Annotated in this window: 20 protein-coding genes; 7 read left to right on the top strand and 13 right to left on the bottom strand. The window is 68.9% G+C overall.

Annotated elements, in window-relative coordinates; genetic code table 11:
• Nucleotides 1-1,092 (top strand): ribonuclease D (locus VD972_RS39805; protein ID WP_324994271.1); only part of this gene is annotated, 1,092 nt, incomplete at its 5' end.
• On the opposite strand, the gene VD972_RS39800 is transcribed toward VD972_RS39805, so the two are convergent.
• Nucleotides 1,089-1,733 carry an O-methyltransferase gene (locus tag VD972_RS39800; protein ID WP_324994269.1) on the bottom strand — a complete coding sequence of 215 codons (645 nt, stop codon included), beginning with the start codon at nt 1,731-1,733 and terminating at the stop codon, nt 1,089-1,091. The genes VD972_RS39805 and VD972_RS39800 overlap by 4 nt on opposite strands.
• Before the next feature lie 106 nt (nt 1,734-1,839).
• Here VD972_RS39800 and VD972_RS39795 point away from each other — a divergent pair, with 106 nt between their 5' ends.
• Complete coding sequence (locus VD972_RS39795) at nt 1,840-2,193, top strand: hypothetical protein (protein ID WP_324994267.1); 354 nt, start codon at nt 1,840-1,842, stop codon at nt 2,191-2,193.
• 153 nt (nt 2,194-2,346) lie between these two features.
• Here VD972_RS39795 and VD972_RS39790 read toward each other — a convergent pair whose 3' ends face one another.
• On the bottom strand, nt 2,347-3,849 hold the full coding sequence (locus VD972_RS39790; RefSeq protein WP_324994265.1) for a carboxypeptidase M32: 1,503 nt from the start codon (nt 3,847-3,849) through the stop codon (nt 2,347-2,349).
• A gap of 55 nt (nt 3,850-3,904) precedes the next feature.
• Here VD972_RS39790 and VD972_RS39785 point away from each other — a divergent pair, with 55 nt between their 5' ends.
• A complete protein-coding gene (locus VD972_RS39785; protein WP_324994263.1) occupies nt 3,905-4,447 on the top strand; it encodes a hypothetical protein in 543 nt (180 codons plus the stop codon).
• Nucleotides 4,448-4,465: 18 nt separating this feature from the next.
• Here VD972_RS39785 and VD972_RS39780 read toward each other — a convergent pair whose 3' ends face one another.
• Nucleotides 4,466-6,091, bottom strand: coding sequence for a peptide chain release factor 3 (locus VD972_RS39780; protein WP_324994261.1), 1,626 nt, complete (start codon nt 6,089-6,091; stop codon nt 4,466-4,468).
• A gap of 117 nt (nt 6,092-6,208) precedes the next feature.
• Here VD972_RS39780 and VD972_RS39775 point away from each other — a divergent pair, with 117 nt between their 5' ends.
• Nucleotides 6,209-6,601: a RidA family protein gene (locus VD972_RS39775; RefSeq protein WP_324994259.1), complete on the top strand. Its 393-nt coding sequence runs from the start codon at nt 6,209-6,211 to the stop codon at nt 6,599-6,601.
• Between the two features lie 62 nt (nt 6,602-6,663).
• Here the strand turns inward: VD972_RS39775 and VD972_RS39770 are convergent, their stop codons facing one another.
• Nucleotides 6,664-7,791 carry a hypothetical protein gene (locus VD972_RS39770; RefSeq protein ID WP_324994258.1) on the bottom strand — a complete coding sequence of 376 codons (1,128 nt, stop codon included), beginning with the start codon at nt 7,789-7,791 and terminating at the stop codon, nt 6,664-6,666.
• A 376-nt stretch (nt 7,792-8,167) separates the two neighbouring features.
• Here VD972_RS39770 and rsgA point away from each other — a divergent pair, with 376 nt between their 5' ends.
• Nucleotides 8,168-9,253, top strand: coding sequence for a ribosome small subunit-dependent GTPase A (gene rsgA / locus VD972_RS39765; RefSeq protein ID WP_324994256.1), 1,086 nt, complete (start codon nt 8,168-8,170; stop codon nt 9,251-9,253).
• Here rsgA and VD972_RS39760 read toward each other — a convergent pair whose 3' ends face one another.
• From VD972_RS39760 to VD972_RS39725, 8 genes are all read right to left on the bottom strand, one after another.
• Nucleotides 9,254-9,799 (bottom strand): DUF2243 domain-containing protein, encoded by a 546-nt coding sequence (locus VD972_RS39760; RefSeq protein WP_324994254.1) that lies wholly within the window; start codon nt 9,797-9,799, stop codon nt 9,254-9,256.
• An 18-nt stretch (nt 9,800-9,817) separates the two neighbouring features.
• Nucleotides 9,818-10,078 (bottom strand): hypothetical protein, encoded by a 261-nt coding sequence (locus VD972_RS39755; RefSeq protein WP_324994252.1) that lies wholly within the window; start codon nt 10,076-10,078, stop codon nt 9,818-9,820.
• Nucleotides 10,079-10,229: 151 nt separating this feature from the next.
• Nucleotides 10,230-11,321 carry a hypothetical protein gene (locus tag VD972_RS39750; protein ID WP_324994249.1) on the bottom strand — a complete coding sequence of 364 codons (1,092 nt, stop codon included), beginning with the start codon at nt 11,319-11,321 and terminating at the stop codon, nt 10,230-10,232.
• A 92-nt stretch (nt 11,322-11,413) separates the two neighbouring features.
• Nucleotides 11,414-12,526, bottom strand: coding sequence for an acetyltransferase (locus VD972_RS39745; RefSeq protein ID WP_324994247.1), 1,113 nt, complete (start codon nt 12,524-12,526; stop codon nt 11,414-11,416).
• Nucleotides 12,527-12,566: 40 nt separating this feature from the next.
• Nucleotides 12,567-13,202 carry a hypothetical protein gene (locus VD972_RS39740; RefSeq protein ID WP_324994245.1) on the bottom strand — a complete coding sequence of 212 codons (636 nt, stop codon included), beginning with the start codon at nt 13,200-13,202 and terminating at the stop codon, nt 12,567-12,569.
• Nucleotides 13,203-13,338: 136 nt separating this feature from the next.
• Entirely contained in the window at nt 13,339-14,130 is a 792-nt protein-coding gene (locus VD972_RS39735; protein WP_324994243.1) for an ABC transporter permease, read from the bottom strand.
• Between the two features lie 6 nt (nt 14,131-14,136).
• Nucleotides 14,137-14,940, bottom strand: a complete 804-nt coding sequence (locus VD972_RS39730) for an ABC transporter permease (RefSeq protein WP_324994241.1) — start codon at nt 14,938-14,940, stop codon at nt 14,137-14,139.
• Nucleotides 14,937-15,944, bottom strand: coding sequence for an ATP-binding cassette domain-containing protein (locus VD972_RS39725; protein ID WP_324994238.1), 1,008 nt, complete (start codon nt 15,942-15,944; stop codon nt 14,937-14,939). The genes VD972_RS39730 and VD972_RS39725 overlap by 4 nt, the downstream gene beginning before the upstream one ends.
• 61 nt (nt 15,945-16,005) lie before the next feature.
• On the opposite strand from VD972_RS39725, the gene VD972_RS39720 reads away from it, so the two are divergent.
• Nucleotides 16,006-17,172: a small ribosomal subunit Rsm22 family protein gene (locus VD972_RS39720; protein WP_324994236.1), complete on the top strand. Its 1,167-nt coding sequence runs from the start codon at nt 16,006-16,008 to the stop codon at nt 17,170-17,172.
• A 60-nt stretch (nt 17,173-17,232) separates the two neighbouring features.
• On the opposite strand, the gene VD972_RS39715 is transcribed toward VD972_RS39720, so the two are convergent.
• The gene (locus VD972_RS39715) at nt 17,233-18,864 is read right to left on the bottom strand and encodes a sensor histidine kinase (protein WP_324994234.1); all 1,632 of its coding nucleotides are present in this window, start codon (nt 18,862-18,864) and stop codon (nt 17,233-17,235) included.
• 384 nt (nt 18,865-19,248) lie between these two features.
• On the opposite strand from VD972_RS39715, the gene thrS reads away from it, so the two are divergent.
• A complete protein-coding gene (thrS, locus tag VD972_RS39710) occupies nt 19,249-20,442 on the top strand; it encodes a threonine--tRNA ligase (protein WP_324994232.1) in 1,194 nt (397 codons plus the stop codon).
• Nucleotides 20,443-20,688: the final 246 nt, after the last annotated feature.

Here is a 20,688-nt window from a genome sequence, read left to right as displayed (position 1 = left end):
CTGGCTGTGGACCTGGAGGCGGACTCCATGCACGCCTTCCGGGCCCGGCTCTGCTTCCTCCAGCTGGCCACGGACACAGAGGTGTTCCTCTGGGACACCCTCGTGCCGGGGGTGGATGCCAGCCTGCTCGCCCCCCTGATGGCCGACCCGGCGCGCACCAAGTACTTCCACGCCGCCCAGGGAGACCTGCAGTACCTGGCCGAGACAGGCGTGCGGGTCCAGGGCCTCTTCGATACCCACCGGGCGGCCACGCTGCTGGGGTGGCCCAAAGTCGGCCTGGCGGACCTGGCCCGGGAGCGGCTGGGAGTGGAGCTGCCCAAGGAGCACCAGCAGTCGGACTTCTCGCTGCGCCCGCTGCCGGCGGAGATGCGCGAGTACATCGCCAATGACGTGCGCTACCTGTGCGAGCTGGGCCGGCAGGTGCGCGAGGAGTGCCGCAAGACGGACATCCTCGAGGAGGTGCTCCTGGACTGCGCGCGCATGTGCGAGGAGGCAGCGGCCCGGCCCGAGGTAGGCGCGGAGTTCAAGCCGAAGCTGCCGCGCTCGGGGCTCTCTCCGGCGCAGCTGCTGCTGGCCCACTCGCTGGCGTTCGCGCTCCACCGCAAGCGCCTGGAGTGGGCGGAGAAGGCCAACCTGCCCATGGGGCGGATGCTGTCCAACATGGCCATCGCTGAGATCTCGGTGAAGCTGCCCACGAGCCCCAAGGAGCTGGCGCGGGCGGCTGGCGTGCGTGGGGGCTTCGTGCGGGAGCATGGCGAGGAGGTGCTCGCCCTGGTGCGGGAGCTGACGGAGAAGTCCCGCAAGGGCGAGCTGAAGCCGGAGCGCGAGGCGAAGGACGGCAGCCGGGACCCGAACCGGCGCAAGCGCGAGGACGTGCTCAAGGCGTTCCGCTCGGAGAAGGCGGCCGAGCGCAAGGTGACGCCCTCGGTGGTGCTCCCCAACGCGGTGATGGAGGTGCTCGCCGCCGTGCCGCCGCGCAACCTGGAGGAGCTGGCGAAGGTGCCCTGGCTGGGAGAGAAGCGGGTGCGCCTCTATGGAGAGGCGCTGATCGCCCTGCTCTCGCAGTACCCCGCCCCGCTGAGCCTGCTCTAGCGCTTGAGCGCCAGCATCATCCCGTCGCGGATGGTGAGCAGCACCTTCTCCACGCGGGGGTCCGCGGCCACCTTCGCGTTGAAGGCCACGATCGCGTGGTCCTCCGGGGACTGGGGCTGGAGGACGCGCCCGCTCCAGAGCGTATTGTCCGCTACCAACAGTCCCCCGGAACGCAGGAGGGGAACCACGGCGTCGTAGTAGGCGCCGTAGTTCTGCTTGTCCGCGTCGATGAAGGCCAGGTCGAACGGCCCCCGCAGCGTCTTCAGCGTCTCCAGCGCCGGCCCCATGCGCAGCTGAATCTTCCGTCCATGCGGGCTGCGCGAGAAGAAGTCCCGGGCCACGGCCGCTGCCTTCTGATCGATATCGCACGTGACGAGCTCGCCATCATCCGGAAGCCCTTCCGCCATCATCAGTGCGGAATAGCCGGTGAAGGTCCCCAGTTCGAGCACGCGCCGGGCGTGGGCCAGCTTCACCAGCATTCGCAGGAAGGTGCCCTCCATGCGCCCCACCTGCATTTGCGGTGACTTCATTCGTGCATACGTTGTTTCCCGGAGTTCCTCAAAGATCGCACCCGGGCGCTCAGTGTGAGCCTGGGCGTACTCTTCAACCTGGGGTGGGACGAGGGTGAGCGTGTCGGCCATGGCGAGACCATCTACCAGTGATCAGAAGCCGTTGCGAAGCGGGGACCCGGCAGTTGCGACGGGGACGGCCATGCATAGCTTTGGGTCCGCTGTGGAGGTGGCCGACATGACGGGTGCGAGAATGGGGTCGGCGCGGTCGGACATCACTCAGTGCATCACCGCGAGCTTGCGCTGCCAGGTCGCATGCGAGGCAGGCATGGCGCGGCTGGTGTCCGAGGGACATCCGGCGGATAGCGACGTCGTTCGCCTGCTCCGGCAGTGTGCGGAGTTGTGTGAGCTGAACGCGCGGGCGCTGCAGAAGGACAGCAGGCTGGCGCGGCGGACGGCGAGCATCTGCTTCGAGCTGGGAAGCCAGGTGGCGCGCACGGCGTGGCTGGACACGAACGCGGCCAGCGCGGGGCTTGCTCGGGACGCGCTGTTCATGGCGCGGGCGTGCCGGCTGCTGCTCTTCGCCACCTGAGCCAGGGAGCTTGTGCCCAGGCCGCCCGCTGCTCGAGAGCCGGTGAAGGACTGAGCCGCGACCGTGTCACACGCCCCGGCCAGTTCTTGGTGATCGCGCGGCCCGTCCCTGGCCGGCCCGGTATGGCGGGCGCTGGCCCTTGGAGGCGTCTCCTCAGAGCGAGACGCCGTACAGCGCGCCGTACTTGCTCCTCAGGTACTCCAGGAAGTCCACATCCGTGAGGCCTCGTCCCGTCACCTGATGGACGAGGTCCTCCGCAGGCAGGCGGTAGCCCTGGCTGTGCACATGGGTGCGCAGCCAGTCGCGCAGGGGAAGCAGCTCGCCGCGGCGGATGTGGCCGGAGAGATCCGGCAGGGCGCGCTCGGCGGCGCGGTAGAGGGACGCGGAGTAGAGGTTGCCGAGCGAATAGGTCGGGAAGTAGCCGAACTCGCCCCAGGCCCAGTGGATGTCCTGGAGCACTCCCTGGGTGTCATCGGACGGCGTCACCCCGAGGTAGCGCTGCATCCGCTCGTTCCACGCGGCGGGCAACTCCTCCAGCGGCAGCTCGTCGTGGATGAGCAGCAGCTCCAGCTCGTAGCGCAGGACGATGTGGAGGTTGTACGTCACCTCGTCCGCCTCGGTGCGGATGAGCGAGGGGCTCACGCGATTCACAGCCGCGTGGAAGGCGCCCCTCTCCACTCCCGCGAGTGCCTGGGGAAACGCCTCCCGCAGTGCCGGGTAGAAGTGCTCCCAGAAGGCGTCGCTGCGGCCCACCACGTTCTCCCAGAGGCGGGACTGAGACTCGTGCAGCCCCATGGAGGGCGCGGCGGCCAGCGGCGTGCGGTAGTGCGCCTCGGCGAAGCCCTGCTCGTAGAGCCCGTGGCCTGCCTCGTGGATGGTGCTGAAGAGCGCGTTGAGGGGGTTGGCCTCATCGATGCGCGTGGTGAGGCGCACGTCCAGCGGGTGCGTGCCACCCGTGAACGGGTGGATGCTCCGGTCCTGCCGGCCCGCCTCCAGATCGAAGCCCACCGCCTCGAGCAGCCGCAGGGTGAAGCGCCACTGGGCCTCGCCGTCGAAGTGGCGCCCCTGGAAGAGATCCGGCAGCTGCCTGGGCGCGGCCGTCAGGGTGGCCACCATGGGAATCAGCGCGTCTCGCAGCGCCGTCAACACCGGCGTGAGGCGCGCCACGCGCATGCCCGGCTCATACCCCTCGAGCAGCGAGTCGTAGCGCTCGCCCTTATGGCCATAGGCATCCGCCTGCTCGCGGCGCAGCGCCAGGATGCGCGCGAGGGCAGGCTGGAAGAGGGCGAAGCGCTTCTCCTTCCGAGCCTGGCGCCAGGCCACCAGCGCGCGGCTCTGCGCCTCGGCCAGCGCCTTCACCAGCGCCTGGGGCACTCGCACGGCGCGGTCTCGCTCCTGGGTGAGCACCCGCACCATGGCTCGCTGGTCGGCCTCCAGGTCCGTCCGCCCGGCGGCCCAGGCGAGCGCCTCCCCCAGCCACGGGTCCACGAGCCGCTCGTGGTGGAGCCCCTGGAGCGTGGAGAGCTGGTGGGCCCGCGCGTCATCGGCCTTGGCAGGCAGATACGTCTCCTGGTCCCAGGTGGCCAGGCCGATGATGCCCTGGAGGTCCCGGAGCTCCTGCATCCGGGCAAGCAGCGAGGAGAAGGTGGGTTCCATGGACCTGGGTTCTAGGCCATCCGAGGCAGCGCGGGCAGTGGTACCTTGGCGCACCATGGCTACCGTTCAGAAGTTCTTCATGGCGCCCGAAGACGAGGCCGCCTTCTTCCGCTTCCTCGAGCGCCTGGTGCTCGAGGTCTACCCTCGGCGCGTGCCTCCCGACTGGGAGACGTTCCGAGCCAGCGCGGAGAACCTCCCCAGGATTCCAGAGGAGGATCTCTACCTGGTGGCCACCGAGCTCGGCGCGGCCGTCGTGGACAAGGTCAAGCGAGGGCCGGACAAGGGCTTCTGGCGCATCGACGAGGTGCGCTCGCCCGTCATCTTCATGGAGCGCTCACGCAAGAACGAGGAGGGCGAGCTGCTCAGCGGGGTGCTCTGGGCCGAGCTGGACATCACCCCCCAGACGGGCCGGAAGGACGCGGCGCCGGATCGCTTCCGGCGCCTGTTCCTCGAGATCGAGGAGTACCTGAGAAAGGCCTTCCGCAAGGGAGACCCCAAGGCCTTCCTCGTGGGCCCCAAGGCCGCGCGGCTCTTCAAGGAGGGGCTCGTGCTCCGGGACTCGGCGCACCGCGGCGGGACGGTGGTGCCCTTCAAGTGAGGGCCGCGCGGGGCCTGCTCAGGTGCCGGTGGGGACCTGGGCGAGCTGGTGGAGCATGGGCGCCTCGTTGAGGAACTTCAGCTCCGGGTGCTTCTCCTCGGCGTGCTGCAGCGCCCAGTCGTCGCGGAAGAGCACCAGCGGAAGGCCGTCGCGATCCTGCACCGTCTGCCGGTTGCCCTCCCAGTCGAACGCCTTCGGATCGAAGTTCGCGCCCACCACCCAGCGCGCGTGGCTGAAGGGCAGCTTGTCCAGGGCGATCTTCGCCCCGTACTCGTGCTCGAGCCGGTACTGGAGCACCTCGAACTGCAGCACCCCCACCACGCCCACGATGGGATCCTTCATGCCCATCTGGAGCTGCTGGAAGATCTGCACCGTGCCCTCCTCGGAGAGCTGCTCCAGCCCCTTCTCCATCTGCTTGCGGCGCAGCGGATCCTTGCTGCGCACCACGGCGAAGTGCTCGGGGCTGAAGCGCGGCACGCTCTCGAAGAGGACGCCCTCATCCTCCGCCAGCGAGTCCCCGATGCGGTACTGCCCCGGGTCGAACAGGCCAATGACGTCCCCGGGCCACGCGTCCTCGATGGCGGTTCGCTCGGCGGCGAGGAACTGGCTCGGCTTGGCCAGCCGAACCTCCTTGGCCAGCCGAGAGTGGTGCGCGCTCATCCCCTTCACATAGCGGCCGGACACCACGCGCAGGAACGCGATGCGGTCGCGGTGCGCCGGGTCCATGTTCGCCTGGATCTTGAAGACGAAGCCGGAGAACTTCGGCGTGGTAGGCAGCCGCGGCCCATCCTTCGTCTGCCGGGGCGTGGGAGCAGGGGCCAGATCCAGGAACGCATCCAGGAAGGGCCGCACGCCGAAGTTGGTCATCGCCGAGCCGAAGAACATGGGCGTCAGCTGCCCCGAGTCGCTCTTCTCCCGGGTGAACTCGTCCCCGCCCACGTCCAGCAGCTGGATGTCCTCCTTGAGCTGCTCCAGCTCGCGCTCGTTGAGCACGGAGTGGATCTCCGGCGAGTCCAGGGGCACCGAGCGCTCGGCCACCTCCTTCTCGCCGTGGTGGCCCTCCGCGCTGAAGACGTGGACCACGTTGGCCCGCCGGTCATACACGCCGCGGAAGTCCGGCCCCATGCCGATGGGCCAGTTCATCGGGTACGAGCGGATGCCGAGCACCTGCTCCAGCTCGTCCATCAGGTCCAGCGGCGCGCGGCCGAACCGATCCAGCTTGTTGACGAAGGTGAAGATGGGGATGCCGCGCATCCGGCAGACCTTGAAGAGCTTCTTGGTCTGCGGCTCCACGCCCTTGGCCGCGTCAATGAGCATCACCGCCGAGTCCGCGGCGGCCAGCGTGCGGTAGGTGTCCTCGGAGAAGTCCTGGTGGCCCGGGGTGTCCAGCAGGTTCACCGCATGGTCCCGGTAGACGAACTGGAGCACGGACGAGGTGACGGAGATGCCGCGCTCCTTCTCCAGTTCCATCCAGTCGCTGGTGGCATGCCGCCTTGCCCGCTTGGCCTTCACGCTGCCGGCCAGGTGGATGGCGCCTCCGTAGAGCAGCAGCTTCTCGGTGAGGGTCGTCTTGCCCGCGTCGGGGTGGGAGATGATCGCAAAGGTGCGCCGCCGGGCGACTTCCTGCTCGAGTTCGGATGCCATGACGGGAGGCCAACTATCACGGGGCGTGCGAATTTTCGCGGCCTTCTCGATCTGCGCTTGCCCCCTTGGACTCCAGGGGCTCGAATCCGTGCCTCTCGCCTCCTCTCAGGAGCAGCCATGCAGCGGACCCGCTACTCGACCGGAACCCCCTGGGAGCCCCGAGTGGGCTACTCGCGCGCAGTGCGCGTTGGACCCTTCGTCTCCGTCACCGGCACCACCGCCACGGATGCCTCGGGCAAGGTGGTCGGCGAAGGGGATGCCTACGCTCAGGCCGTCCAGGCCCTGCGCAACATCCAGACCGCGCTGGAGGCGCTCGGGGCCCGGCTGGAGGACGTGGTGCGCACCCGCATCTACGTGACGGACATCTCCCGGTGGGAGGAGGTAGGCCGGGCGCACCACGAGTTCTTCGGCACCATCCTGCCGGCCACCTCCATGGTGGAGGTGCGCCGCCTCATCGACCCCGTGATGCTGGTGGAGATCGAGGCGGACGCCATCTGCGAGGAGCGCTGAAAACAGAGACGCCGGAGGACCCGAAGGCCCTCCGGCGCCTGACTGTCACGCCTGCGGAGCGCTTACAGCTCCGGGGTTACGTCCCCCGGCACCGGCTCCGGCTCGATCGGGGCATCGGGCATTGGCGTGACGTCGTCGGGGTTGCCAGACGGCGGGGAGATCTCGCCGCGAAGGTCGGCGGCCGGGCAGGCCTCTCGCGTGCCCACTGCCGAGCCTTCGACCACGGTGCACTCGGAGAGGGGCTGGCCCTTGGTGCACTGGCGCAGGATGCGGAACTTCTCCAGTTCCTGCCGGTCCCAGCACGCGCTGCCGATGAAGAACGTGTCCGCCGCGATGTCACCGCCGGAGGCGTAGATGTCCGCACGCCCGCCGGTGCCCGGGATCCAGCGGAGGGTGGCGAACACGTTCTCCTTCTCGGGGGTCGCCGTGTCCTTCAGGTTGTACTTGCCGAACACGCGGATGCGGGTGGCGCCCGAGGGATTGCGGCGGTGGCCGACGAAGGCGCCGGTGACGGGCTCGTGGTTGGTCGGGTTCGGCGTGAAGGCCGCCAGCCGGTAGGACAGCGTCTTGTCATTGCCCGCGGTGTGCGCGAAGGAGGCCATCAGCTTGCCCTGGCCGGTGGTGGTGGGCGCCACCGCCTTGAGGTTGTCCAGGTTGATGCCGAGGGTGCCCCGGCCGCGGTGCGCCACCACTCCCTTGGTCAGCCCGCCCGCCGAGATAACCTTGTAGGCCGCGTCATCCGTGCTGCCCAGCGGCCGCGCCTCCAGCTTCCACACGAAGCGCTGCTGCGTCACCTTCTTGATGGTGAACTTGAAGGTGGCGTGGGTGCGGTCCGTCGGGCCGTACACCAGCACGTCGCCCGGCTGGGCCTCCGCGCCGCCCGCGTTCACCAGCTCCACGATGGGGGCAATCGCTTCCTTGAGGGTGGCATTGAGCGCCTTGACCTGCAGGCGCGCGTTCTCGAGGAACTCCGGGCCCTGGCCGTTGAGCTCGCCTTGGTGCACGCCGAAGCCCTCGGCGATCAGCGCGGCACCTTCCTCGGCGGCCGCCTCACCATTGATCTCCAGGGCGGTGCCAGCCAGATCCGGCGTGGCCTCCACGTACTCGGAGTCCTCCACCGCGCTCTCCTTACCGCAAGCACCCAGCACCAGCGCCGCACCCAGCATCATCGACTTGCCGATCCGCATCATGACTTCACTCCTTCGAGGTTCGAGAGGTTGAGACCGTCTTGAGCGCCGTCGCATCGCGCTCACGGCTCCTCGAACCCAGGGGGGGCGGGTTGGTTGCGGGGCTTTTTCCGGGGGATTTTCCAGCTGGGGGTAGGCAAGTGTCGGGAGGATTGCTATGGCTTGGGGTGCCGAGCGGCGATGGACGCCGCCCCGCGAGCACCTGGAGGCTCCTTGAACTTGCCCCTTGTCCCCGCCGCGGTTGCTGTCCTGTTCGCCCAGAGGGCGCAGGCCGCCTGAGCCGGCACTCGACGTCCGTCGCAGTGTGGCCCTGCCCCCTTGCTGGGTGCCCTGAAGAACCAGGTGCGCCGCAGGCACCGCTCTGCCCGGAGTCCTTCCAGTGTCCATCGAGCTTCTCGGCTGGGGTCCAGACCTCGCCCACGCGTTCTCCCTTCTCCTGTCTCAGTCCTCTCTTCCCCTCGTTCCCGGCCGCGTGGTGCGGCAGGAGCGCGGGCTCCTCACCGTCCAGACCTCCGAGCGGGCGTTCCTCTCGCGCCCCTCGGGACGGCTCCTTCACCAGGCTCCGAGCGCCGAGGCGCTTCCCACCATCGGCGACTGGGTCGCGCTGATACCGCCCTCGGGTGAGGGCGAGGCGCTGCTCCACTCCCTCCTTCCCCGCCGCAGCGTCCTCATGAGACGCGAGGCGGGAAGCGAGCGCGAGGGACAGCTCATCGCCGCCAACCTCGACGTGGTGTTCCTCGTGACCGGGCTGGATGGGAACTTCAACCTCCGGCGCATCGAGCGGGCGCTCACCATCGCCTGGAACAGCGGTGCCACCCCCGTGGTGGTGCTCAGCAAGGCGGACCTCCACGCGGATGTCTCCGCCCTCCTCCTCGAGGTGGAGGCGCTGGCTCAGGGCGCCCCGGTGCTCGCACTGAGTGCGCTGGAGGGCACAGGGCTCGAAGAGCTGCGTGCGCAGCTGCCTGCCGGGAAGACGGGGGCACTGCTCGGCTCCTCGGGTGTGGGCAAGTCGACCCTCGTCAACCGGCTGCTGGACGAGGCGCGGCTGGCCACCCAGCCCGTCCGGCCCGACGATAACAGGGGGCGCCACACCACCACGCACCGGGAGCTCTTCGTGCTTCCCCATGGAGGCCTGCTCATCGATGGGCCGGGGATGCGCGAGCTCGGGCTGTGGGGAGAGGAAGAGGGCCTGAGCCAGGCGTTCTCCGATGTCCTCGCCATGGCCGCCGACTGCCGTTTCTCGGACTGCTCTCACCGGCGCGAGCCTGGATGCGCGGTGCGGGCCGCGGTGGAAGCCGGGGGACTCTCCTCGGAGCGGCTCGAGAGCTTCGAGAAGCTCCTGCGCGAGCAGGCCTACCAAGCGCGTCAGTCAAGCAGTGCTGCGCAGCGCGAGCAAAAGCGCCTCGAGCGAAACCTCACGCTCGCGGGAGGGCAGCACTCGCGAGCGAAGCGCCGCCGAGACTAATTAGCGGCTCACCTGCTGTAACCCCGGCGCCAGCCTGCCTGGAGCGCCGGGGCCCACGGCCATGCCCCGAGGCCGGGTGTCTCTCCGGCCTGCGCGGACCAGCCCCCACCCCACGCCCACCAGCAGCGCCCCGAACGCGAGGAAGCCCAGATCCCACGCGAGCTGCCCCTCCCCAGGGCGGACGTGGTGGATGCCGAGCAGGTGGTGGTCGATGAGCCCCTCCACCAGGTTGAACGCGCCCCAGCCGATGGCCAGCGAGCCCACGAGGGTGCGGGTCGACCAGGGGACCTCGGGGCGCTGGCCCGCGCGCCACAGCAGGCCAAGCCCCAGGACGGTGGCCAGCCAGGTGAAGGCGTGGAAGAGGCCATCCCAGAACATGTTGATCTTCATGCTCACCAGCTCCGTGGGAGGCAGCTGGGTCGAGAGCATGCTGTGCCACTGAAGGATCTGGTGCAGCAGGATGCCATCAGCGAAGCCCCCTAGGCCCGCGCCAAGCAGCACGCCCGCCGAGATGAGCGCCCCATGGTGCCGTGCTCCGTCTGCCATCGCGTCCTCCGCGCTCCGTCAGGTTCTGGCTCCAGGCTCCTCCCCGTCACGCGGGGTAGCCACCTCACGCGGCGGGAGTCCGATGCGGTACAGCAGCGCGCTGAGCGCTCCGATGAGCAGGAAAGGCACGACTGCCGTCACCAGGTAGGTCCAGAAGTCATCACCCAGGACGGAGGTGCGCACCACCCGGGCGGTGGGACAGTCCGGACAGGCCACCGCGGGGGGCCCTACCAGCAAGCCCCCAAGGAGTACCCAAAGCTGCGCACCGTGTCGGTCCATCGGGACACCCTTGGGGAGTCAGCGCCCGCTGAGAAGGTAGGCACGAAAGGTCCACTCGGTACTGCACGAAGGGAGGGGGGCGCTGCCCAGAGCTACACGTCAGCCAGGGCCCCTGAGGCTCCCTCTTGCCGAGCAGCGAACACTTGAACCTTCAGTTGCGTCCCCACTGCCGGGGGCGCTCGAAGCGGAAGAAGCCGCTGGCCTCCTCCTGGCCAATCACGTCGGCCTCGGTGCCGAAGTAGCGCGCACGCAGCTCCTGGAGCTTCGTCTCCAGCTCGGGGCCGGAGAGCTGCTGCGCCAGGGCCTCGCGCTCCGCCATGTACTTCACGCCCGCGTCCCAGCGCGTGTCGCGGGTCTTGTCCAGCTCGTCCCAGCGCTTCAGCGCCTCCTCGTCCAGCCCCAGCTCCTTGCGGACGGTGCGCAGGCTCTGCGAGCGCTCCTGGGGCGTCATCTCCGTCAGCTCCTTCTGCACCGAGGACAGATCCAGGAAGCGGTTCATCGTCTCCTGGCGGTGCCGGTCCAGGTAGACCTCCGCCTGCTCGCCGTGGATCTCCTGGAGGCGCTGCTTGTACGTGGACAGCTTCTGCTTGAGGTTGGCGTCCTGCTTCCCGTCGAGCGCCACGAGCGTGTCCGCCAGGGCCTGGTTCTTCAGCTCGGAGGCCCAGATGCGCTCTGCATTCTCCTTGCCGAAGAGCCGGTTGCGCGCATCCCAGATGGCGGTGCGGCGCTCCTTGTCATTGAGCCCGCGCAGGTAGGAGTCGTTGTCCCGCACCCACTTCTCGTAGTCCACGCGGTTGCGGAGCGTCGCCGCCAGCTCGTCGTACATCTCCGGGAACGCCTTCTTGAGGAACGCCAGCAGCTCCTCCTGCCAGCGGTCCGGGTTCCGCTTCTGGAAGAAGCGCATCAGGTCTTCCAGCATCTTGATCTGGATGTAGGGCTCCTTCAGCTTCGCGCCGAAGCGGTCGCGCATGAAGGTGGCCAGCTCCTCCAGTTCCTTGTCCGGATCTCCTGACAGCACGGGAGCGGAGGGAGGAGGCTCGCCTCCAGGGCCTGGCAGGGCGCTCGGGCTGGCGACAGACGCGGTCGCAGGCGGCCGCTCCGCACGAGGGCCTGTGCCAGAAGCTGCTGCGAGAGCAAGCCGAGCCTCGGGCTCCGCGCTCCGGAACGAGAGATACACGCCCGCGAGCAGGGCCAGGAGCGCCACCGCCGAGCCACCCAGAATCGTCTTGGTCCGCATCCTCATGCGGCTCTCTCCTTGCCACAGGCCGGGCAAGGTGGCGAGGTGGCCCGGAGGATCCGCCTGCGTGGACCCTCTGGGCACCCGGTGTGCTGCGCTCAGTCGAAGTAGGCGATGTAGTCGATGATGGCCGCGTAGAACTCCGGCTCATCGAAGGTGTCCGGCCCCACGCCGACCACGTCCAGGTGGTCCTGGATGATGACGCTCGACATGGAGGTCATCTGGGTGGCGGTGGGCGCGTTGAGGTTGGTCACCTGGCCGAGCGCCGTGTCGGTGCCGACATAATCGAAGCCGACGTACTCGGTGTAGTAGAGCCGGTGGCCCATCTGCTGGGAGTTGATGCCGACCAGCCCGTCGTCGTCCGCCTCGTTCCTCACGCCGTCGCCCTTGCCACCAGCTCCGTCGTTGTCGCAGTCATCCGTGCAGGCCCCGTCGCCGTCGATGTCGAAGAAGAACTCCTTGAGCAGGTAGAGGGCCGGGTTCACGTTCACGCCGTGCTGCGCGGTGATGAGCGAGACGAAGCGCGTGGCATACGGGGAGCTGGGCGGATAGGCGGTGTTGAAGGCCTTCATGCCCGTGGTCCTGCCGTCGTTCGCATCGTAGTCGTTGTAGACGAGCTGCTTGGCGCCCGCGATGCCGTCATTGCCGGGCTGGTAGATCGTGTCGCCGTAGTAGCGGGCCAGCGCGTCGATGACGCTGGTGACGCCGGGGTTGAGCCCCAGGATGTACTTGGCGACCGGCGAGCCGCGGTGCGGCGAGGACACGCTGACGGCCACCTTGACGGCGGTGTAGCCCTTGCGCTCGCGCAGGACGCGCGCGGCCTTGCGGATGTCGAGGCCACCCTGCGAGTGCCCCACGAGGTTCACGTAGCTGGCCCCGACGGAGGCCATGAAGCCCTCGACGTCATTGGCCAGGTCCAGGCCGCGCACCTCCGAGGTCTGGAACGGCTGCACCTGGGCGACGAAGGCCTTCTGCGCGGTGTTGAGGTCCCCGTTGCAGTAGACCTCGAAGGTCTCGTCACAGGGGTCGCCCACGAACGTGCCGTAGTCATCTCCCCAGTAGTCGTATCCGAGGATGTCGTCGAAGCCGGACATGCCGTGAGCGAACACGACGGGGTACGTCGACTTCGCCGCGCCCGCGTGGGCGGGAGTGGCGAGCCCGAGGGCGCTCACGGCCAGCAGGGCCAGAAGCAGAGGTGGGGTGTGTCTCATGCGAACTCCTTGGGTGAGTGGGTGATGAAGACCCGAGGCCCTACGGCTGCTTCTTGATGAAGGCCCGGTCCTCGGGTGAGAGGGTCTCGAGGCACTGCGCGCAGTACTGGCCGGAGCTCTCGTCCGCGGACGTGATGGCCTTGCCCTTGGCGTCCGCCATCACGCAGCCCTTCGCCTCGCAGTGAGGGAAGCCCAGCGTGTGGCCGAACTCGTGGACGGCCAGGTCGCCCAGCCTGCGCAGCAGCACGTCTTTCTCCTTGCTGTGCTTCTTGTAGATGAACGCGGACAGCACACAGCTCGGCCCGCCGATGTTGGCCAGGCCCGCGATGCCCCAGTCGACGATGTCGCCCTTGGTTGTGGAGATCTCTGCTTCCGTCACGCCCACCACCCTCCAAGCGCCAGCGGGCGGGCTCGCATCCAGGGCGTCGAGGAGCTTCTCGGCGCGCCAGCGCTTGCGGGGCTTGTAGAAGGCCTCCGAGGGCAGCTCGCGCTGCGGCTCGATGCGCACCTGCACATTCATGCGGGACTGGATCTCCTGGGCCACGCGCTCCAGGTACTCCTGCTTCACTGGGCCCAGCGGGACGATGGCGACGACGCGCTGAGGCGCATCCTCCGCCGAGGCGATGGACGCTCCCAGCAGTGCAATTCCCAGCAACAAGCGCTGCAGCGATGCCATCCCCACCCGCCTCGTGCCTGGAAGGTTGATTTTCCAGTCAGCCTTATCGCGGATCCTGAGAAAAAGTTGTGCTGGGTGGTTTTGCACCCAGCCCACTCCCAAGAATTTCCAGGGGATACCGGGTCGACGGCCGCGCTCAGCCGCCCGCGGACGTGTAGTGCCCGATGGAGCGCAGCCACACGCGGCGCGAGATGAAGGCGAACACGATGGAGCCCACCACCGCCGCCACCAGCGCTCGGAGCGGCAACCGCCCCAGCATCGCCTCCGCCGGGAACGTCGTCATCAACGCCAGCGGGATGAGGAACGTGAACACGAAGGCAAGCGGCCCCTTGAAGACCGACGACGGCCACCGCGCCGCATCGAAGATGGACTGGAAGAAGTAGGTGAGGTTGTCCACCTTCACCACGAAGAAGGCCGCGCTCACCGTGAGGATCCACATCGAGTAGAGCAGCAGCGTGCTCGTGCCCAGCAACACCACCGAGGCCAACAGCCCCGGGATGGACGGCCCACGCCCCAGCAGGTGGAAGGAGTAGACGAAGATCGCCACCCCCGTGAGGACGTTGGTGGATCGCCACGGCTCGAAGCGCGTGGTGGACACCAGGAACTGCGCGTCCGCGGGCTTGAGCAGCACGAAGTCCAGCGTTCCCTTGCGGATGTGCTCCACCACCCCGTTGAGGCTGGGCGTGATGGCACCCTCCAGCACGCCCTGCAGCAGGGTGAACCACCCCACCACCAAGAGCGCCTCGCCGAAGCTCCAGCCGGCGATGGCCTGCCGCTCCCCGTACACGACGAGGAGCGGCACCATCGCCGTGAATGTCCAGAACAGGGAGATGACGCCCTCCAGCAGGAAGTCCCCCCGGTACTGCATGGCCAGCAGGCTGGAGGCCCGCAGCTGCACGCCGAGCAGTCTCGAATAGCGGCGCAGCATCCCTCTCTAGCCTCCGTACGCCGCGAAGCGCCGCAGCCCTCGCCGCCACAGGGTGACGGCGAGTGTCCCCAGCACCAGCACCCAGATCCACTGACGCGCCAGCAGCAGCAGCGTCTCCGGCAGCTCGTGCCTCCCCGTCATCACCTCCACCGGCAGGCCGATCTGGTAGCGAAAGGGCAGCCAGTCCACGAGCGCGCTCAGCCAGGGCGGCCCCAGCGACACGGGGAACATGTACCCGGAGAGGATGAAGAACAGCACCAGCCACACATCCATCACGTGATTGCTGCTCTCCATGAAGAGGGCCATCGTCCCGATGCAGACGTTCGCCAGGAAGGTGATGAGCCACCCTCCCAGCAGCGTCACCAGCAGCAGCGGCCAGCCCCACCACTCCCGAGGCACCGCCTGCTCGCCCACCACGAGCACCGAGAAGATCGCCACCGGCACCGCCACCATCACCCGCATGGGCACGGCCCCCAGGTTCTCCGCGGCGTAGGCCCACAGCGGAGAGATGGGCCGCAGCAGGCGCATGGCCAGCGTGCCCTGCCGCACCTCGTAGTTGATCTGCCAGGCCGCCCAGGCGCCCGTGAGCTGCCGCACCACGAAGGTGGCCAGGAAGTAGCCCACGAAGCCCTCCGCGTTGTAGGGGCCGATGGGCTCATCCCGCGCCACCGCCGTCCACAGCGCCATCATGATGAAGGGCATGGTGGTGGACAGCACCCAGACGTGCAGCTCGGCACGGTAGGCGAGCGCCTCGGAGAACCCCACCCGCAACAGCGAAGGGAACGCACGCACGGTGTTGCGCAGGCTCATGAGCCCACCTCGCCGGCGACCGAGGCCCGGCGGGCCTTGTTCTCGGCGAACAGCTCGCTCATGACCTCCTCGAGCGGCGCGTTCTCCACCGTCAGGTCCGTCACTGGCAGGCTCGACAGCGCGCGGCTGATGGTGGCGCTCACCGCCTCCGGAGGCACCTGCAGCACCGCCGAGCCCGGCTCGTGCGACACCACCCGGCCCAGCGAGGTGAGGCGCGCGGCCTCCACCGGCTGCTCCAGCCGGAACATGACCCGCTTCTCCGGCCGGACCCGCTGCACCAGCGCGTCCAGTCCGCCGTCGTAGGACAGCGCCCCCTTGTCGATGACGACGATGCGGGGGCAGAGCGCCGCCACGTCATCCATGTAGTGGCTGGTGAGGATGAGCGTGGCGCCGTGCCGCTCCGTGTAGGCCTTGATGAAGGAGCGCATCGTCACTTGCATCGACACGTCCAGGCCGATGGTGGGCTCGTCCAGGAAGAGGACTCTGGGACGATGGATGAGCGCCGCCGCCAGCTCGCACTTCATCCGCTCGCCCAGGGAGAGCTGCCGCGAGGGCTTCTGGATGAGCTCCTCCAGCTCCAGCAGCGCCACCAGCTCGTCCACCGTCTGCTTGAACTGCGCCTGGGGGACGTCATAGATGGCGCGGTTGAGCTCGAACGTCTCCGCCGGCGGCAGGTCCCAGAGGAGCTGCTGCTTCTGCCCCATGACGAGCATGATCTTCTTCAGGAAGGCTTCCTCGCGGTGGCGGGGCACGTGGCCGTCCACCCGCACCTCGCCCTCGGAGGGGTGGAGCAAGCCGGAGAGCACCTTGAGCGTCGTCGTCTTGCCCGCCCCGTTGGGCCCCAGGAACCCCACCCGCTCGCCGGCCCGGATCTCGAAGGAGATGCCATCCACCGCCTTCACGGTGGTGTACTCGCGATGGAAGAGCGAACGGAAGGCGGCCTTGAGGCCGGGCGGGCGCTTGTGGACTTTGTAGTGCTTGCGCAGGCCTCGGACGGAGATCATGTGGGACAGGGTTTAACGCGGTCGCCGCCCAGAGGCGACCCTTCCGTGGGAGTCAGTGTCGATGGCCGACGCGTATAGCAAGGATCTCGAGCGGTGGATTCCGCGGCTCATCTCCGTCTGGAGACAGGCCCGCCGCAAGGGAGACGGGCCGGAGACGCGGCTGACGCCCCAGGAGGTGAAGGAGGTGGGCGCGGGGGTGAAGCAGCTCTCGCTCGGCTTGACTCGGGAGCGGCAGCTCGCGGGCGCCCGGTACATGGACGACCCGAAGCTGCTGGGTGCCTACCTGCTCTTCTATTGGCCGGTGTCCTACGCCCAGGCGCGCCAGGCCCTGGGGGAGCTGCCCAGCCGCCCCCGGCACGTGCTGGACCTGGGAAGCGGCCCGGGTCCGCTGGCCTTCGCCGCGCTGGATGCCGGAGCGCAGGAGGTGACGGCGGCCGACCGGAGCAAGCCCGCGCTGGCGCTCGCCCGTTCGCTCGCCGCGGAGGCAGGAGAGGCGCTGGCCACGCGCGAGTGGGACCCGACGCGCAAGGCGCCCCTCCCCGAGGGCCAGTTCGATCTCATCACGATGGGCCACGTCCTCAACGAGCTGTACGGGACGGGGGATGGCGCCATCGGCCCTCGGGCGGCGCTGCTGGAGCAGGCGCTGGCCCAGGTGAAGAAGGGCGGGAGCCTCCTGGTGGTGGAGCCGGCCCTGCGGGAGACCTCGCGCGCCCTGCTCAAGGTGAGGGACGTGCTGGTGGGCAAGGGCTACGCGGTGCGAGCGCCCTGCATGTTCCGAGGCAACTGCCCGGCGCTGGTGAAGGAGAGCGACTGGTGCCACGCGGAGCGCTCGTGGCCCATGCCGCACGTGGTGGAGGAGCTGGCGCGGGCCGCGGGGCTGCACAAGGAGTCCCTGAAGATGAGCTACCTGATGCTGGCACCGAAGGGCGAGGCATGGCCGGAGCTGCCGCAGGGCCGGCTCTTCCGCATCGTCTCCGAGCCGCTCGAGGGCAAGGGGCGCCAGCGCTACATCGGCTGCGGCCCCGAGGGCCGCGTGGGCTTGGCCATGCAGGACAAGCACCGCACGGAGAAGAACGAGCGCTTCTTCAAGCTCCACCGCGGGGACGTCATCGCGGTCACCGACACAGAGCCGAAGGGGGACGGGCTCGCGCTGGATGAGCGCTCGGAGCTGAAGGTGGTGGCCCCCGCGGGCAAGGGCCTCCCGCCCCCCTCCGCCGAGAACGGCTAGCCCTGGCTCGCGCAGTGGGGCACTCCCCGTCCTCACCGGGAAGGGGAGCACTCGCCCCGCTTACGCCGGTTCTTGCCGCTCCTTCTTGAAGGGGCGTGAGTCGATGGGCAGGTCCACGAGGAAGGTGGTGCCGGAGTTCGGGGTGCTCGTCACCCCGACGGTGCCCCCCAGTGCCTCGACGATGCCGCGCACCACCGTGAGGCCCACGCCCCAGCCCGGGAGGGAGCCGCTCTCAGCCTCCTCTCCTCGCTGGAAGTGCCCGAAGAGAGAGGCCTGCTTCTCAGGGGTGAGGCCCTTGCCAAGGTTGAGGACGCGCAGGCCCGCGCGGTGCTCACTGCGCTGCACGCTGAGGGTGATGGGGGTGCCAGGCTCGCCGTACTTCACCGCGTTGATGGCGAGGTTCTCGAGCACCCTCCGCAAGCCCTCGCGGCTCCAGTAGCCCTCCACTTTCTCGTCCGCGTACACGACGAAGCGGTCGCCGTGCACCGTGGCGAGCTCGTCTGCCACCTCCTGGACCAGCGCCCTGAGGTCGAAGAGGGACAGCTCGAGCGAGAGCGCAAGGCCTTCACGCAGGCGGCTGGCGTCCAGCAGATCCCCTGCCATCCGGTCCAGCCGCTCGAGGTTGTTCACCACGCGGGCGGCGAGCTCCAGGTGGTGCTCGTGCGCCTCGGGGTTGCGCAGGATGAGCTGGGCGCTCACCTTCGCTGCGCTCAAGGGGGTGCGCAAGTCATGGGACACCATCGCGATGAAGCGCTCGCGAACCTCGCGCTCCACTCGGAAATTCTCCACCGCGCTGCGCGACAGGTCGCGCTCGCGCACCAGCAGGTTCCGCTCAGTGAGGTTCTGCACCACCTTGGAGAAGCCGATGAGGACGCGCTCCCGGTACATGGGTGTGATGAGCACGTCGGCGAGGAAGAGCGAGCCGTCCTTGCGCTTGCGCATGCCCTCGCCCCGGAAGCGTCCTTCACGCTCCGCGATGAGCAGGTGATCCTCTGCGTCGCGCCGGGCCTGGGCCTCCTCCGTGTAGAGCATGCGGAAGTGGCTGCCCACGGCCTCCTCCACCGAGTAGCCCTTCATGCGCACGCAGCCCAGGTTCCACGAGGTGATGACTCCCTCGGCGTCCAAGGTGAAGATCGCGTAGTCGCGCACCCCCTCCACCAGGAGCCGGAAGCGCTCCTCACTCGAGGCGAGCGCCTCGGTGCGCTCCCGCACTCTTCGCTCCAGCGTCGCGTGCGCCTCCTGGAGGGCCATCCGGGCGCGCTCGGCCTCCAGGCTGCGCTGGCGCGAGAACTCGCCGGCTGCATTACGCTCGCGGATCTGCACAGCGTCGAGCAGCACGTTGCGCTCGGCGGCGCCCAAGGGGCCCTCCTCCTCCAGCACCTCGAAGAGCACCTGGCGCAACAGCTGGTACTCGTAGATGACCTGCTCGAGGGAGTAGTCCTTCAGGGACGCCCGCTCGATGCCATGCTTACGCCCGCGCGACTGCTCCCGCTCCCCCAGGCCCCGCACGGGCGAGAGGTGCTCGAGGGCTGTGGCCAACTCCCCAAGCTGCTCAGGGAGCGAGTCGCGCAGGGCAGGCGAGGCTTGCGCTCGGGCGGTCGGCACCTGCTGCCGCACCCGCTCCTCCCAGAGCTGGAGGATGCGAGGCGTGTGCTGCCGCAGGCGATGGCCAGTGGAGGTGACAGGGCTCACAGGTCTCAGCTCCCTCGCAGCAGGTGCGGCCTTGTATCCCCCCACCGTGACCGGGGGCCGGCAAGCCTCTCCCACGGTCAACTCACAGGGGTGAACACTCGGCTGCGGACGTGAACTCCACCCTCCCCCTGGGGTGCACCTCCTCCATGTCCGGAGCCCCGGTTGACAGCCAGCCCACGTCGCTGCATCTTGTTCACCATGAAGTTCGTCCAGCTCACGACGACTACGACCACCACCCGCACTGGCGGGCCGGCGGTCGTGCGCACGTGAGCTGAGCGCGCGGACACCGCAGCCCCGCCGGAAGAACCGGACGGGGCGCACCGCGCAAGAAGCTTCAGCCCCGCTCCGGTCCGGCTTTCCACCTCACCGACACGGAGAACGGACATGCTGAGCGAACACGATCATCGATCCCTGGGCGACCGCCTGGACCTCTTCCACATGCAGGAGGAGGCCCCTGGCATGGTGTTCTGGCACCCTCGCGGGTTCATCCTGTACCAGCTCCTCGAGGAGCGCGTCCGCCGCGAGCTGGCCGCTGGCGGCTACCGCGAAGTGAGGACGCCGCAGATTCTAGGCCAGCGCATCTGGGAGAGCAGCGGCCACTGGCAGAACTTCCGCGAGGGCATGTTCATCCTGGATGACGGCGAGCGGCCCTTCGCGGTCAAGCCCGTGAGCTGCCCGGGCCACATCCAGATCTTCCAGCGCATGGCGCCCTCCTTCCGCGCCCTGCCCCTGCGGCTGGCGGAGTTCGGGCTGGTGCACCGCAACGAGTCCTCCGGTGCCCTGCAGGGGCTGTTCCGCCTGCGCCAGTTCACGCAGGACGATGGCCACATCTTCTGCATGGAGGAGCAGGTGGCCGACGAAGTTGCTGCGTTCTGCCGCTCCCTGCGCGTCTTCTACCGGGACTTCGGCTTCGAGGACGTCCAGGTGGCCTTCAGCAGCCGCCCCGAGCAGCGTGCGGGCAGTGACGACGTCTGGGATCGCGCGGAGGCCGCGCTGCTCGAGGCGGCGAGACGCGTGGGGCTCGACTGCCGGATGCAGCCAGGCCAGGGCGCGTTCTACGGCCCCAAGCTGGAGTTCATCCTGAAGGACCGCTCCGGCCGGGACTGGCAGTGCGGGACGATCCAGCTCGACTTCGTGCTGCCCGAGCGCTTCGGCCTCCACTACGTGGACTCGGGGGGTGGGAAGCAGCGGCCAGTCATGCTGCACCGGGCGATCTTCGGCAGCGTGGAGCGTTTCCTCGGCATCCTGCTCGAGCACCACCAGGGCTCCCTCCCCGCCTGGCTCGCGCCGGAGCAGCTGCGCGTGCTCCCCGTGGGACAGGACTCGCAGGCCTACGCCTCGGAGGTGCGAGTGCGCCTCGAGGAGGCGGGGCTCCGGGCGAGCGAGGACGCACGGAGCGAGACGCTGTCACGGCGGATCCTGGACTCGCACCATGACGGCGTGCCGTTCGTCCTCCTGGTGGGGGCCCGTGAGCAGGCGGCGCGGTCCATCCAGCTCCGGGAGCGAAGCGGGGCTCAGCGGCAGCTGGCTCTGGAGTCGGCGGTGTCCGAGCTCTTGCAGGCCTGCCGCGTGCCCTGACCCGACCTGGCGCGGGCGCGGCGGCCCTTCCACAGGCTGCCGCGCCCCTCGCTCGGCGCGCAGGGTGCTCGTCTCTCGCACGAGGGGCAGGCGAGCAAGCGCCCCCCAAGGCTCTGCTAGTCTGCCGACGCGCCTCCCCTACCCCGAGCCCGCCATGGCCCCTCGCTCCCTCTACCCACCGATCGAGCCCTACAACACCGGTCGCCTCCGCGTGTCCGCTCTCCATGAGATCTACTTCGAGGAGAG

It is taken from the genome of Hyalangium sp. (genome assembly GCF_035629615.1).
GTDB lineage: Bacteria > Myxococcota > Myxococcia > Myxococcales > Myxococcaceae > Hyalangium.
The sequence above is the reverse complement of the archived record's forward strand: the minus strand, read 5'-3'. Positions and strand labels throughout refer to the sequence as shown.